At 62.8% G+C, this 14,469-nt stretch carries 12 protein-coding genes; 7 read left to right on the top strand and 5 right to left on the bottom strand.

The annotated features are described in order from the left end of the window. The first annotated feature begins 69 nt into the window (after window positions 1-69). Together LNV08_RS21735 and LNV08_RS21730 are read left to right on the top strand one after the other, a co-directional pair. Window positions 70-723: an FHA domain-containing protein gene (locus LNV08_RS21735; protein ID WP_263535843.1), complete on the top strand. Its 654-nt coding sequence runs from the start codon at window positions 70-72 to the stop codon at window positions 721-723. 203 nt (window positions 724-926) lie between these two features. Further along, window positions 927-2,162: a sensor domain-containing diguanylate cyclase gene (locus LNV08_RS21730; protein ID WP_263535842.1), complete on the top strand. Its 1,236-nt coding sequence runs from the start codon at window positions 927-929 to the stop codon at window positions 2,160-2,162. 17 nt (window positions 2,163-2,179) lie between these two features. On the opposite strand, the gene LNV08_RS21725 is transcribed toward LNV08_RS21730, so the two are convergent. Then, complete coding sequence (locus LNV08_RS21725) at window positions 2,180-2,998, bottom strand: HDOD domain-containing protein (RefSeq protein ID WP_263535841.1); 819 nt, start codon at window positions 2,996-2,998, stop codon at window positions 2,180-2,182. A 101-nt stretch (window positions 2,999-3,099) separates the two neighbouring features. Further along, on the bottom strand, window positions 3,100-3,861 hold the full coding sequence (locus LNV08_RS21720) for a sulfite exporter TauE/SafE family protein (RefSeq protein ID WP_263535840.1): 762 nt from the start codon (window positions 3,859-3,861) through the stop codon (window positions 3,100-3,102). Window positions 3,862-4,366: 505 nt separating this feature from the next. Here LNV08_RS21720 and LNV08_RS21715 point away from each other — a divergent pair. Both LNV08_RS21715 and LNV08_RS21710 read left to right on the top strand, forming a co-directional pair. Continuing rightward, the gene (locus tag LNV08_RS21715) at window positions 4,367-5,773 is read left to right on the top strand and encodes a TIGR03790 family protein (protein ID WP_263535839.1); all 1,407 of its coding nucleotides are present in this window, start codon (window positions 4,367-4,369) and stop codon (window positions 5,771-5,773) included. A 104-nt stretch (window positions 5,774-5,877) separates the two neighbouring features. Then, the gene (locus LNV08_RS21710; protein ID WP_263535838.1) at window positions 5,878-7,776 is read left to right on the top strand and encodes a B12-binding domain-containing radical SAM protein; all 1,899 of its coding nucleotides are present in this window, start codon (window positions 5,878-5,880) and stop codon (window positions 7,774-7,776) included. Here the strand turns inward: LNV08_RS21710 and LNV08_RS21705 are convergent. Together LNV08_RS21705 and LNV08_RS21700 are read right to left on the bottom strand one after the other, a co-directional pair. After that, on the bottom strand, window positions 7,767-8,399 hold the full coding sequence (locus LNV08_RS21705) for a tRNA-uridine aminocarboxypropyltransferase (protein WP_263535837.1): 633 nt from the start codon (window positions 8,397-8,399) through the stop codon (window positions 7,767-7,769). The genes LNV08_RS21710 and LNV08_RS21705 overlap by 10 nt on opposite strands. Window positions 8,400-8,404: 5 nt before the next feature. Next, window positions 8,405-9,673 (bottom strand): hypothetical protein, encoded by a 1,269-nt coding sequence (locus tag LNV08_RS21700; protein ID WP_263535836.1) that lies wholly within the window; start codon window positions 9,671-9,673, stop codon window positions 8,405-8,407. A gap of 43 nt (window positions 9,674-9,716) precedes the next feature. Here LNV08_RS21700 and LNV08_RS21695 point away from each other — a divergent pair, with 43 nt between their 5' ends. Further along, window positions 9,717-12,662, top strand: a complete 2,946-nt coding sequence (locus LNV08_RS21695) for a DEAD/DEAH box helicase (protein WP_414858787.1) — start codon at window positions 9,717-9,719, stop codon at window positions 12,660-12,662. Between the two features lie 39 nt (window positions 12,663-12,701). On the opposite strand, the gene LNV08_RS21690 is transcribed toward LNV08_RS21695, so the two are convergent. Beyond that, a complete protein-coding gene (locus LNV08_RS21690; protein ID WP_263535835.1) occupies window positions 12,702-12,875 on the bottom strand; it encodes a hypothetical protein in 174 nt (57 codons plus the stop codon). A gap of 208 nt (window positions 12,876-13,083) precedes the next feature. On the opposite strand from LNV08_RS21690, the gene LNV08_RS21685 reads away from it, so the two are divergent. Both LNV08_RS21685 and LNV08_RS21680 read left to right on the top strand, forming a co-directional pair. Then, the gene (locus LNV08_RS21685; protein ID WP_263535834.1) at window positions 13,084-13,449 is read left to right on the top strand and encodes a thioredoxin family protein; all 366 of its coding nucleotides are present in this window, start codon (window positions 13,084-13,086) and stop codon (window positions 13,447-13,449) included. A 753-nt stretch (window positions 13,450-14,202) separates the two neighbouring features. Beyond that, window positions 14,203-14,469 (top strand): hypothetical protein (locus tag LNV08_RS21680; protein WP_263535833.1); only part of this gene is annotated, 267 nt, incomplete at its 3' end.

Here is a 14,469-nt window from a genome sequence, read left to right as displayed (position 1 = left end):
GAAGAATATGAGTGGTGCTGCTAGGCAGCGCAGACGCAAGCAATAAGACAACAGGATCGAGGTCAAAGCATGGGCAAACTGGTGGTTTCGCTCGATGGGGTGGTGATTAAAGATGTCCAAATTACCAAGGACAAGACCACGCTTGGGCGCCGGCCGTACAACGACATCGTGATCGACAACCTGGCGGTCAGCGGCGAGCATGCCGTCTTGCAGATGGTTGGTGGAGATGTCTTTATCGAAGATTTGAATTCGACCAACGGAACCTATATCAACGGCAAGGCGATCAAAAAGCAATTGCTCGCGAACAGCGACATTGTTGAAATCGGCAAGTACAAGATCAAATATCTGCTTGAGGATGCCGGCGATTACGAAAAGACCATGATCTTGAAGCCCGGTGCGGCCTTGCCGACCGCCTCTGGCTTGCCTTCGGGATTCGGCACCTTGACGGGCGCGGCCAACGCCTCGACCGCATCGATCAAGGTTTTGAATGGCGCGGCGGCAGGCCGTGAGGTCAGCTTGACCAAGGTCGTGACCACGGTCGGCAAGCCGGGTGTGCAAGTCGCCTCCATCACCAAGCGGCCCAGCGGCTACGTCTTTGCCCATGTCGAAGGGGTGGCACGGCCCAGCGTCAACGGCGCACCCTTGACAGGTGAGTCGGTCGCACTCAAGAACGGCGATGTGATTGAGTTGGCCGGCACGCAGATGCAGTTCATCAATGCCTGAACTCAGCGCCTGAAGACTAGCGTCGGCCTCGATGCCGGCGCCCGAAGTGGCCACAAGAGGCCCGAAATGCCGCGAAGTGGCCTAAATGGGGTGCCCAAGCTCCGTTCAGTCTGGGAATACCCTGGTGTTTTGGGGCGTTCTGAATCCAGGCGGCCATGCACAATGGCAGCTCTGCATCCTCCTCTCCTTGCCCGAGCCCAGCCGTGAGTCAGCGCCCTCTCTCATCTGCAGCACCGCTGGACGCTGTAGCGGCCGACCTCCCGTCCGCCGCTGCAGCAACACCAGCCTCAGCCCGCCTCGGTTCGATCCGCCTGCGCTTGGCCCTTGCCGTCGTCTCGGTGAGCCTGTTGCTGGTCTGCGCGACTGACGCCCTTCACCTGCGCTATCAAATGCAGCAGCAACTGGCATTTGAGGTGGGACAGGGCTCCTTGCCTGGGCGCGATGAGCAAGCCAAGGCGCGCGGCTTGGTGTATCAGACCTCCTCAGACTTGGGCGTTGGGCGAAATGACTTGGGCCGGCAATCGGAGGCTTTGCAAAGGAATTTTTGGCGCGAGCAATTGCCGGCCATGCTGTGGCGCGATCTGAGCCTGGTGCTGCTGCTGAGTCTGGTCTTGATCTTTGTTTTGGACCGCATGCTGTTGCGGCCTCTGCAGCCGCTGCGTCGATTGGCCAGCCACGCCGATACCTTTGACTCCACCTTGCCGCCGCCGCAGGAGCCACTGCAAGCGCAGTCGCAGCCGAATGAATTGGCGCGCATCTCCCACTCGATCACGCGCGCGCAGCAAAGCCTGTGGCTGCAGCTGCAAGAGGAGCAAGCCCGCGCCGAGCAGTTGCGACTGGAAGTGAGTCGGCAGCAAGAAGCACTGCGCTCGGCCGAGCAGTCATTGGCGCAAAAAAACTTGGAACTGGGTCGGCTCAGCCGCATCGATGAGCTGACCGGCCTGGCCAATCGGCGGGAGTTTGATGAGGGTCTCAGGCGAGAGTTCAAACGCGCGCAGCGCCAACGTGGCCATTTGGCGCTGGCGGTCTTGGATCTGGATCATTTCAAGAATTTCAATGAACGTTACGGCGTTGCGGCTGGCGACGCGGTGCTGGCACGTTTTGCGCAACTGCTGTCGGTGCGCTTCAAGCGCGATACCGATCTGGTGGCGCGACTCGGCGGCGAGGAGTTCGTTGCCCTGCTGCCGGGCTTTGGGCTGGACGTCACCCAGGGTTTGCTGGAGCAATTGCGTGAAGACCTGCGTGAGCTGAAAGTGCCGCATGAAGGTGGCGTGAGCGGCCGGGTGCTGACCGTCAGCGTCGGCTTGGCCGCCTACAGCCCGGCGCACCCCTATTTGAGCCCGCATGCCTTGATGCAGGCTGCCGACGAAGCGCTTTACATCGCCAAGCATGCCGGCCGCGACCGCCTCAGCCTCGCGGCATCAAGCGGGCATCCTTAGCCCGCTGTCGGTTCTCGTCAGCGATCGCGCTCGAGCGCCTGCTGCATCTGGTCGCTGACGCGACGTGCGGCGCGCAACACCAGGGCTTCGTCCAGTGAGGCTTGCGGAGCGATATCGCTCGCCACCTCATCTAAACGCTCGGGATGCAGCAGCAAGGCCCAGGCAATCGTGGAGATGGCGCTAACGCCGCGGCGTTGCAGAGCCTCGGGCATCAGCAGCGTGGCTTGAACTTCGACATGGTGCCGGACACTGGCCACTGCGGCCGGCGCCAGTCCCCAGCTCTCGCACAGCGCCGCGCCCAGTGCGTCGTGACTAACGCCGAAGGCCGTGTGTTCGAGTTGCACCAATTCGACGTCGCTAGCCGCCGCCCGCAACATGGCCGGGTAATGCGCCGGCGCATGGCGATACAAGACCGCTTTGCCGCACTCCTCAAACAGACCTGCCGAATGCGCGGCCCAGGGGTCGATGCCCAGCATCTGCCCCATGCGGCCCATCAGCAAGCCGCGCTCGGCGGCGCGCTTCCAGACCGGCTCCAGCTCAGCCGCAGGCGGGAACGCGGCGCGCAAGCCCATCTCGAAAGTAATCGAGGCGACTTCGCGCATGCCCAGGTAGGTCAGCGCCTGATGCACGGTCTGGACGCGGCCGCGCAAGCCATAGAGTGAAGAGTTGACGGCCTTCAAGACCGCCGCCGCCAGCGCCATATCGGTCTCGACCAGGGAAGACATCGCCAGTAAATCTATGTCCTCGGCCGCCATCAACAGCGATAGCTTGACCAAGACCTCGGGCTGAGTCGGAATTTCGATGTCAAGCGTGCGCAATGTTGGATCGACGGGCATGGTGAGGAACCTCCTGAAACTTGTGCGATCTTAGTGCTTAGCGCGGCTGTTTTGCTGGCGGCGTAGCGCAAGTCTTTGCAAGCAACTGTTGTATCGCAGGGTTAGCGCAAGAAGGCATCCCAGCCCGTCTTCAGGATCAGCGCACTGACCACCACGATGAACATGCCGCGCACAAAACCGGCACCACGCGCCAGCGCCATGCGCGTGCCGACCAAGCTGCCGGCCACATTGGTGACGGCCATCACCGCTGCGATATGCCACCAGATATGGCCCTTGTAGGCGAACAGCGCGATGGCGGCCGCATTGGTGGCCGTGTTCATCAGTTTGGCAGTGGCCGAGGCATGCAAGAAGTCGTAACCCAGCAAGCGTACGAATAGAAATACAAAGAAGCTGCCGGTGCCCGGGCCAAAGAACCCGTCATAAAAGCCCACGATCAAACCGATGCCACCGGCGGCCAGCGTTTCGGTGCGGCCGCTGAAGCGCGGCGCGTGCTGGCGGCCCAAGTCCTTGCGCGCCAGGGTGTAGATCAGCACCAGAGCCAAGATCAACGGCAAGGCGCGGCGCAAAAAACTCGGGTCTATCAAGGTGACCGTCCAGGCGCCGGCGAAGCTCCCGGCCAATGCGATCGCTGCGGCGGGCAGCAATGCCGACCAATTCAGCGAGACTCGCCGTGCATATTGCGCCGTAGCCCAGGCTGTGCCCCAGATCGACGCGCCCTTGTTGGTACCGAAAAGTGTGGCGGGTGCCGCTTGAGGAAACACGCCGAACAAGGCCGGAACCAGAATCAAGCCGCCGCCGCCGACCACGGCATCAATAAAGCCTGCCATCAGGGAGGCCAACGCGACGGTCAAGAGTTCAAGCATGCAGGGGAAGAGAGGGGCAGGTGACGCGCAGCATCAAACTGTTGCCGAAAAGAAAAACGGGTCGCTGAAAACTGATTTCAGCGACCCATTGATTGTGACAGTGTCACTTTATTGTTTGTACTGCTTCGCTCGAGATTGTCTCCTCGGCCGCCCTAGCATCCGGGTCGCGGACGCTTCGAGTGAACGCAATGTAGACGCGGGCCAGCATGCCCGCACTTGGGGTTTTTACGGGCAAAGTGCACCGACTTGGCGGTGTTGGTGTGTGCTCACTATTTGAAATTCATTGATTTCATTGAAGTCTTTGTATTCCATGCTTGCACTGCTTTAGTTCACGACTGCTTCCACCATGCCTGATTTCTGTGGTGTTTTCGCACACACTCAAGCCAGCCTTGACGCGCTTTTCGATCTTATTCGGTCGCGTTGGGGCCTAGATGGCTCGAACAGGGTGCCAGGCACAACTCATCTTTCGCTTTGTCACCCAGTTGGACGCGAGACAATTTGGTCTATGTATGCATTCAGCACAGCCAACCCTTGCGCTTCAGGGCGCAGCCTCTCGCGCATGCTCGGCTGCGCCTTGCTCTTGTTTCTCAGCGCTTGTGGGGGCGGCGGTGGCTCTGCCACCAATGCTCAGGAGACGTCACCGCCTACAAGCACGCCGGTGCCGATCGGGAGTGCCAACAGCACCTTGGGCTTCAGTCTGCCTCGGGGTGGTCTCGGTGCCGCCGAACTGGCGGTCATCGTGGTCGACGGCGACGCGCAATCCGAGGCGATCGCCAGCTATTATCAAACGGCGCGCGCCATCCCGTCCGCCAACATCATCCGGGTCAAGCTGAACACCGCATCTGCGACGATCTCGGCGCCCGACTTTGCGGCCCTGAAGGCCGAAGTTGACGCCAAGCTGCCTGCCGGCGTGCAGGCCACGCTGCTGACTTGGACGGCGCCGTCCCGCGTGGTGGGCTCTTGCGCGATGAGCATCACCAGTGCCATGGCCTTTGGTTTTGACAGCAAGTATTGTGGCGGTTGCTCCAGCACCGCGTCGTCCAGCTACTTTGATTCCGAGTCCAAGCAGGCCTGGGTGGATCACAAGATCCGCCCCTCGATGATGCTGGGTGCGGCGACTCTGGCCGCCGCCAAGACCCTGATCGACCGAGGTGTGCGCGCCGACGCCAGCCAGCCCGCCGGCGACGGCTATTTGCTGCGCACCAGCGACGAGGCACGCAGCGTGCGCTTTTCCGATTACACCGGCCTGCCCGCCGCCTGGGCCGGGCGGCTGAAGCTCAATTACATCGACAACTCGGCAGGCGCAGCGGCCGACTTCATCGAAGCCAAGATCGGTGTCTTGTTCTACTTCACCGGTCTGGCCAACGTGCCCAAGTTGAGTAGCGTGAGTTTCAGGCCCGGTGCTGTGGCCGATCATCTGACTTCCTACGGTGGCTTGCTGCCTAGCTCCGGTCAGATGCCCATCACCGACTGGCTGGATGCCGGCGCCACGGCCAGCTATGGCACTGTCGAGGAGCCCTGCAGCTACACCCAAAAGTTTCCGCAAGCCTCCGTCTTGATGGATCATTATTTTCGCGGTGAGACCGTCATCGAGGCCTATTGGAAATCGGTGCAATGGCCGGGCCAGGGCCTGTTCGTCGGCGAGCCGCTGGCGCGGCCATTTCCCGACAGCCCCAGTTTCACCTTGGACAAAACGCAATACCTGATCAGCACGCGCGCACTGCGCCCCAAGGCGAGCTACAGCCTCGAGTACCGCGCCGGTGCAGCAGGGAGCTGGACCGCCCTGGCCACCTTCAACGTCAGCCGAGCGGAAGCGCAGACCTTGCGCTCGCCGCTGCCCCCGGCCAATGCCACCGAGTTGCGCTGGCGCGGCCCATGCGCTAACGATTCGACCCTGCAATGCACGCTGTGAGCGGCAGGCTTTAGCGCGGCGCTGGGCGAGTGGTCGGCCAGGCAGGCAAAATGAGGCCCCCTCCAGGCGTTTCTATGTCCCCCCAGTCCTCTTTGCCCACTGCCATGCGTGTGCTGTCCGTCATCCCACCGATGACCCAGCTCAACACGCCTTACCCTTCGACCGCCTATCTGACCGGTTTTTTGCGCTCGCGTGCTGTCGATGCGGTGCAAGAAGACCTGGCCCTGGCCTTGATGCTCAAGCTGTTTTCGCGCGCCGGCTTGCTGTCGCTGCGTGAGGCCATTCATGCCTTGCCCTTGGACAAGCGCACGCCCCTGGTGCAAGGCTTCGACGCTGCATTCGAGGTCTATGTGTCGACCATTGGGGCCACCATCGCCTTTTTGCAAGGGCGCGACCCGACCTTGGCGCACCGCATCTGCGGCCGCAACTTTTTGCCCGAGGGGCCGCGTTTTGCCTCGCTTGATGTCTATATCGACGAAGACGGTGGCGATCCCTTGGCCTGGGCTTTTGGCGCTTTGGGCTTGCAAGACAAAGCGCGCCACCTGGCCACGCTCTACCTGAACGATCTGGCCGATGTGCTGCGCGACGCGGTCGACCCGCGCTTCGAGTTCGTCCGCTATGCCGAGTCGCTGGCGACCAGCCAGCCGACCTTCGAGCCACTGGCCCAAGCGCTGGCGGCACCGCTGAATCTGGTGGACACCACGCTGCAAGCGCTCGCCCTGGCGGCGATGGAAAAGCACCAGCCGCGCCTGGTGCTGCTGTCGATTCCCTTTCCCGGCGCGGTCTACGCGGCATTCCGGATCGCTCAGTTCATCCGCGCAGCCCATCCCGGCGTGGTGATCGCCTTGGGTGGCGGCTTCGTCAATACCGAGTTACGTGAGCTGACCGAGCCGCGCGTGTTTGACTACTTTGACTATGTGACCTTGGACGCCGGCGAGCGGCCGTTGCTGGCGCTGCTGGAGCACCTCAATGGCAAGCGTTCCAAGCAGCGGCTGGTGAGGACTTTTGTCAGAGAAGAGGGCCAGGTCAGGTACATCAACTTTGTCGAGCCGGACATTGCCTTTGCCGAAGTCGGCACGCCGACCTGGGACGGCCTGCCGCTGGACCGCTATCTGTCCTTGCTGGACATGCTCAACCCAATGAACCGACTCTGGTCGGACGGCCGCTGGAACAAGCTCACCGTCGCGCATGGCTGCTACTGGAAGAAATGCAGCTTTTGCGATGTTTCGCTGGACTACATCTCGCGCTACGAGGGCACTTCGGCCGCCACCTTGGTCGACCGCATCGAAGCCATCGTCGCCGAGACCGGCCAGACTGGCTTTCACTTCGTCGATGAAGCCGCGCCGCCCAAGGCCTTGAAGGCGCTGGCGGCCGAGCTGCAGGCGCGCAACACCAGCATCTCCTGGTGGGGCAATATCCGCTTCGAGAAATCTTTCAGCCCCGAGCTGTGTCAGCAGTTGGCCGATAGCGGCTGCATCGCCATCTCGGGTGGCCTGGAAGTCGCTTCCGACCGGCTTTTGACGCTGATGAAAAAAGGCGTTTCGGTCGAGCAGGTCGCGCGCGTCACGCGCGGCTTCACCGATGCCGGCATCCTGGTGCATGCCTATCTGATGTATGGCTTTCCGACCCAGACCGTGCAAGACACCGTCGATGCTTTGGAATATGTCCGTCAGTTGTTCGAGCAAGGCTGCATACAAAGCGGCTTCTTCCACCGCTTTGCCTGCACGGTGCACTCACCGGTGGGGCGCGATCCAGCCGCATATGGCGTGAGCTTGCGGCCCCTGCCGCCGGTCTCATTCGCCAAGAACGATGTTGGTTTTATCGACCCGACCGGGGTTGACCACGACCGCTTGGGAGTCGGGCTGAAAAAGGCCATCTACAACTATATGCACGGCATCGGGCTGGAAGAGGATGTGCGGACCTGGTTCCCCTTCAAGGTGCCCAAGTCGACGGTGGCGCGCAACCGCATTGCGCGCGCTTTGAGTGTTTCGGGTCAGGGTTGAAAGCGGCTTGATTGTTGCGCAACAAAACCGTCGAAGCCCTTGAGCAAATCATCGAAGGCGGCTGACGGCCCTTCCAACTGCTGTAAAGCCAAGACGCTGGCCTCCAGCGTCGAGAGCTGATGGCCCAGCTGGGCCTTGCGCACCGTGTAGCGCGAGGCCGGTGGGTCCAGCAGGGCGAGGCGGGGCAGATGCTGGAGCAAAGGGTTGAGCAGCAGCATCTTGCGGCTTTTGCGCCAAGTGGCATCCAGCACCACCAGTTGTCGGCAGGCCGCTGCGGCCATCAAGCCTGGGCTGATGTGTGGACGATCCTCCGGATACAGCAGCCAAGTTGAACCAGCCTCAGTTCTTGCCAAGGCCTGCGCCAGTTCTTGTGGGTCAAAGCGCTCGCCGACCCAGATGCGGCCATGCCGCAGCGACATTTGCAAGAGCGTGGCCGAGCCCTTGGCGTGGCCCTGCTCCAACGGATGTTGAAGCAGCAGCAGCTCGACCCGGTTAGCGACCGGTCTGACCCATTCGCAGATGCAGGCCGCCTGTGGCCTCTGGCATTTCGGGCATTGGGCCCGAGTCGACCTTCTTGGGTGGCCTTCTGGCTGATCTTTCACAGCTCGGTGCGGTAGCGGCATGGCCTTCAATGGGACAAGGCCAACGCGTTCAGGCGCGCCTCGATCTCTTTGATCATTTGCTTGTAAGCCCGCCCGTCGACGCCGCCATAGCGCTGCAAGAACTCGCCTTCGCTCAGAAACTCCGGCAGATCGGACACGACCGGCATGAAGGCACTCTCGGGCAGGCCACCGCTGAGCAGTGATTGCAATTTCTCCGGCGATTGTTCGGACAGCAGCCCGAAACGCGTGCCGGCCCGGTCGGCGGCGATGTCATTGAAGCTGAAGCCGCTGCCGCCGCGCGAGTCGGACAGCTCCTTGTAGACGCCGATCGCATCCGCAAGCGGCCCGCCGCCTTCGACCGCCAATGCCGCCGAGACCAAGAAATGCATGGCGAAGTCGTCGCGGCCGTTCAGCGTCACTTGCAAAGGCAGCGGCCGTGGCCAAGCCTGCGCTGCCGGCATCACGCGCGCCCAGCTCTCCCCGGTGGCGTAAAGCGCCAGCGTCAGAATGGCGGCGCGGTTTTCCGCCGCCGCCTGCGCGCTCAGACCAGCGCTGCGCTGCTGGGCCAACACAAACATCGGCGGCATCAAACTCGCTAAAGAAACCGGTTGACCTGCCGGCAATGTTTGCACCCAGGCCGCCAAATGCGCCTGGTAGGCCAGCGCGCGTTGCTGCTCGGCCGCCGGCCACAAGGAGGACATCACGCGTGCCATGCTGTCTTTGTTCCAGCGGTATTTGATTTGCAATAGCTCCTCGGCAAAGCCAACCCGCTCGACCATATCGCCCAGCAAAACATCGCTCAGCGGGAGGTCAAGCAGGGCGGGTAGTCTTTGCATGGCGCGCTTCATGCCCCAGTTGGCGAGCCCGGCCGGTAGCGGCAGCCGGCCGATGCGAAAGCGGGTGAATTCCGGCAGCGCCTTGCCGTCTTGCAGCTCGGCGTCCAGGTTCAACCACAGGCCCAGCTTCGCCACCGGCCAACTGGCCTGGAAATGAGCCCGGCCGGGATGCAGCTGCATCTGTGCTGCCGCATGGCCATAGACCTTGGCTGCCTGACCCAGCATCAAATTGAGCTCCTGCTCGCGCAAGCTCAACAGGCGCTGCGCCCCCGTCTCAAGTTGGCGCGGATCATTGCGCCGCAAAACATCTTTGGCTTGTTTGACATCGGCTGGCTGCAGTTCGGCGGCAAGGGCGACCAAGGGCGTGCGCTGCAGGCTCAAAGCGAGGGCCAGGCCAATCAGCAGCAAAAGGCCCAGGCCAAGGCCGAGCAGAATTCTTCGGATCGATACAAATCGCATGGGCAGCAGTCTGCCAGCAAAGCAAGGACAGACAATGACGGCCATGTCCATTGCTCCCGATTTCGACCTTGCCCCGCGCATCTGGCCGCCCACCGAAGCCGAGCTGGCCCGATTGTTCGAACGCCACCGCCTCCAGCGCGGGCGCAGCTTGCAGGCGCAGATTCTGGCGCTGCAGCAAGACGAGTCTGGTGCCAGTGCGCGGGTGGCGGGTGGCGGCGAGCAGGTCTACGAGCTGGCGCTGCAAGGCTTGGCGGGCGCCGATGGCCGGCCGCATTACAGCGCCCAGTGCAGTTGCCGAGTCAGGCATTTTTGCGAACATGCGGCCGCCGTGATGCTGAAGCTGCAGATCGCAGCCGACGCGCCGCAGCGCGCCGCCTTGCTGCAGACCTGGGTTGCCGCACTGCGCCGCAAGGCCGGGCGCGATGAGCTCAAAACCCTGCCCCGCCTGCCCGAGGCCGATGCCGCCAAGTTGATGGATATGCTGCTCAGCGACCAAGCGCCGGCCGCGCCAGCGCCGGCCCTTGCGCCCGCACCAGCACCAGCACCTGCGCCCAAAGGCGAGCCGGCCCGCTTTCGCCCGCGCCTGAACCTGCGCACGCTCAGCCGAGGCGACGGGCTGCTGGGCTTGGCGCCGGGCGGCAAGCTGGGCCCGCGCGGCGATGCAGTGACCGTCGCGCAGGTCGACTGGACCTATGCGGACGCCCGCGGCTTGCTTTGGGACACGCCGGCGCCGCGCTCGCTCTTGAATAGCCGGCCGCCGCCGACCCAGGTCTTGGGCCAACGGCTGCTGGCGCGCGATTTATTGGCCGAGGCCGAGGCGCGCGATCAGCTCTGGAGCTGCGGCCTGATCCCGTTGGACGGCGAGCTGCTGCAATGGCGGCACAGCGATAACGCGGCCGGCTTGGGGTCTTTATGGACGCTGACGCAAGAAGATTTTTTCGCCGAATTCTGGCTGGAGCGCGTGCCCGAGCTGGAGGCCAAGGGCTGGGCCATCGTCGTGCAGCCCGGTTTTGCGCACCGGCCGGTCGCCCCCCAAGCCTGGCAGTTAGACATCAAACGTCTCGGCCTGCCGGCTCGCGAAGGCTCTTGGCTGCTGAGCTTGGGGGTCGAGATCGAGGGCGAAATGCTCGATCTGGCCCCCATGATTGCCGACCTGCTCAAGCGTGATGCACGCTGGCTGGACGCCGAGGCCATCGTCGCCATCGACGACGACGCCATCATCGTGCTGCATGCCCCGGGCGGGCGCCGCATCGAGGCGCCGGCCGCCGTGTTGAAGCCCATTGTGGCGGCGATGGTGGACCTGCTGACCGACCCGCGTCGCCGCGAGGGGCCGCTGCCCTTGAGCGACTGGGACGCCGCCCGCTTGATGGGCGTGATGGATTTGGATCAGCGCGCGGGCTGGCAGATCCACGGCGACGCCGACCTGCGTCTGATGGCCCAAAAACTGCTGGCCGCCGGCGAGCCGCGCTCGGTGGCGCCGCCGCTTGGTTTGGGTCTGACGCTGCGGCCCTATCAGCTGAGCGGCTTGGCCTGGCTGCAATACCTGCGCGAACAGGGTTTGGCCGGCATCCTGGCGGACGATATGGGCCTGGGCAAAACCGCGCAGGCCTTGGCGCATCTGCTGCTCGAAAAGCAGGCCGGCCGGCTCGACCGCCCAGCCTTGGCCGTGCTGCCGACCTCGTTGCTGTTCAATTGGCAGGCCGAGGCCGCGCGGGTCGCGCCGCAGCTGCGTGTGCTGTCCTTGCAGGGGCCGCAGCGCGCACTGCATTTCCCTCATTTGACTGACTATGACCTGGTGCTCAGCACCTATCCGCTGCTCTGGCGCGACGCCGCCGCGCTGAGCGCCCAGCCCTGGCATGTCTTGATTCTGGACGAGGCGCAGACGGTCAAGAACGCCAGCAGCCGCGCGGCGGCCGCCGTGCGGAAATTGAAGGCCCGGCATCGCTTGTGCCTGACCGGTACACCGCTGGAGAACCATCTGGGCGAGCTCTGGGCGCAGTTTGACTTTTTGATGCCGGGCTTTTTGGGCGACGCGCGCAGCTTTGCCCGGCTTTGGCGCAAGCCGATCGAAACCAATGGCGAGACCTTGCGTGCCCGGCTCTTGGCGCAGCGGGTGCGGCCCTTCATCTTGCGCCGGCGCAAGGAGGACGTGGCGACCGAGTTGCCGCCGCTGACGACCGTGACGCGGCGCGTGCAGCTCTATGGCCAGCAGCGCGATTTGTACGAAAGCGTGCGGGTGGCGGCCGACAAGCAGGTGCGGAGGGTGTTGGCGCGGCGCGGTTTTGCCGGCGCGCAGATCTCGGTGCTGGATGCGCTGCTCAAGCTGCGGCAGGTTTGCTGTGATCCCTACCTCGTCAAAGGCTTGGCCATGGTGAACGAACGCCCCCAGGCCGCCGCCGCGCGCCGGCTGCCCCCCGAGGGGGTGAAGCAAGCTCGGGGCGGCCCTTCACTTCCTTGCGAGATGGAGCGCGCCAAGCTGGAGCTGTTGAGTGAGATGCTGCCCGAACTGCTGGCCGAGGGCCGACGCGTGCTGGTGTTTTCGCAGTTTGCCGAGATGCTGGCGCTGATCGCCGAGGAACTGGACCGCTTGGCGCTGCCCTATCTGACGCTGACCGGCGCCACGCCGGTGACCGCACGCGGCGAGATCGTGCGGCGCTTTCAAGCGCAGGAGCTGCCCCTGATGCTGATCAGCCTCAAGGCCGGCGGCGTCGGCCTGAATCTGACGGCGGCCGACACGGTCATTCATGTCGACCCCTGGTGGAATCCGGCCGTTGAAGCGCAGGCGAGCGCACGTGCGCACCGCATCGGCCAAGACAAGCCGGTATTCGTTTACAAACTGGTGGTGGCGGGCAGCATCGAGGAGCGGATGCTGGAGCTGCAAGCGCGCAAATTGGCGCTGGCGGAAGGGGTGCTGGGCAGTGACGAGGCGGAGGGCGCCAAGTTCACTGCGCAGGATTTGGAACTGCTGATGGCACCGCTGAGCAGCTGAGCGGTGCTTGGCCGCACCGGCTTGGTGCGGCCAAAAGCCTTAACGCTTGCGGTCGAAGCGGATCGCCCGGGCCAAGCTGCGGCGGTCGCTGCCGAAGTTGCCGGCTTCAAAAGCCTCGTGCTTGCGGCCCTTGTACTCGGCTTGGCCGGCTTGAAGCTCTGGGCAAGGCATGCGGCGGGGCTGTGGTTCGGACGAATGTTGTTGCGTTTTCATGGCTATTGCCTTTGCTACTGCGGGTGAGATTCCAACAATCTCGCTCCGTCTGAGGGCACAACGCGAGCTAAATAGGTGCGGTTGACAGCTGTGCACCATTTTGTTGAAGTTTTTCCATCGGGGTCTTTACCCGGCCGGGCGTCGCCAGTTTGCAACGCAGACCCCATGCCTTGCGGCAGGGCCGGCCAGCATGGCTATGCTTAGCACCATGATGATTGCCACCGATGCCCATGACCGCTGCGCGCAGACCACCTTGGTGGCCTGTCTTTGCGCCGCTTGGTGCCGCACCTGCGACGCTTATCACGAGGTGATTGCCGCTTTGCGCCAGCAGTATCCCGATTTCCGCTTTGTCTGGGTTGATATCGAGGATGACGAGGAGTTGGTCGGCGACCTGGAGGTCGAGACCTTCCCGACCTTGCTGATTGGCGTCGGCGAGCAATTGCGTTTTATGGGGCCGGTCACGCCGCATTTGGCCACCGCTCAGCGGCTGGTGGCTTCGGCCGCCGAGATGCCGGCCGCTGCTGCCAGCCCGGCCGCGCAAGCCTTGTTGGTGCGATTGCAGAGCAGTTGTTAGGGATGAGTTGAAAATTTGGGGAGCCGTCTGCTAGTTCGTTTTCCGCGCTTGGCGAAAATTGAGTTGGCAAATCGAACCCGACCCCGTTTTTTCTATTCGGACGCATTGGCTCATAGGCGCGGTTTGAATCGATTGTTCTCCCGGCACGATGCCGGGTCTCGGCCCGGCGGCCGACCCACCTCTCTTGCCTCGCCAAGAGAGGTGGGCCAGAGAAGGCGACCCTGCCGCATGGCCCTGCGGGTCCGCTCGGTGCTCAAATTTGCCGGGCCGCGCCCAACTCACTGCGCTACGCTGCGTTCAAACAAGGGGCGCGTAACCAGTTCTTGAAGTCGCTTCGCGACGCCCAGCAAATTCACCGCTCCTTGCCCATGCAGAAGGGGGTGAACTCCAAAGAACTCAGCTCGCTGCGCGTCGCCTCGATGGGTGCTGCGCTGCGCTAGCACCTTTCAAACCGGCGCTTTTGGGTGCAGGCCTTGCCTTCATATTCAAGACCTGACCCCGGCCTTCTCTCGGGCTGCCTTGATCCTGATGGATGACTGGTGCGCTGCGGCGCAACCATGGATCGAGAACCAAGTGCGCGGTGAGTTTGACGAAGTGGAATGAATGCAGTCTTGAGAGAAAGGAATGCGCTCTTGCAGTGCAGGAGCGTGTATTTGTTACTTGACGGGGCGGCTAATGGGTGACCCCATCGGTGCCATCGGTGAATTCAAGACCACAATCGGTGGTCGCGCAAAGACATGAAGGAATATTACTGTGCCATTGATAAGCGGAATATTAATAGTACTTGGCGTTGGGTGTGGAGTATTTGCCGGCGACCTATTTCCGCCCAAAATGGCGGAGCGTATTCGAGCAAAGGAACTTCGTCAGCGAATAATTCTTGGTGAAGATGTAACACCAGCTGAGCGCTTCGAAATATCGGCTGTGAATTCAACATTATTTTTCTTTGCTCTAAGTTGGCTGATTACGTCAATTGGTATATTGAGACCGCTGCATAACCCGCTCCGCAAACTCGCCCACCTC

This window comes from Paucibacter sp. TC2R-5 (assembly GCF_025717605.1).
GTDB lineage: Bacteria > Pseudomonadota > Gammaproteobacteria > Burkholderiales > Burkholderiaceae_C > Paucibacter_A > Paucibacter_A albus.
This window is presented reverse-complemented; position numbering and strand designations above follow the sequence as displayed.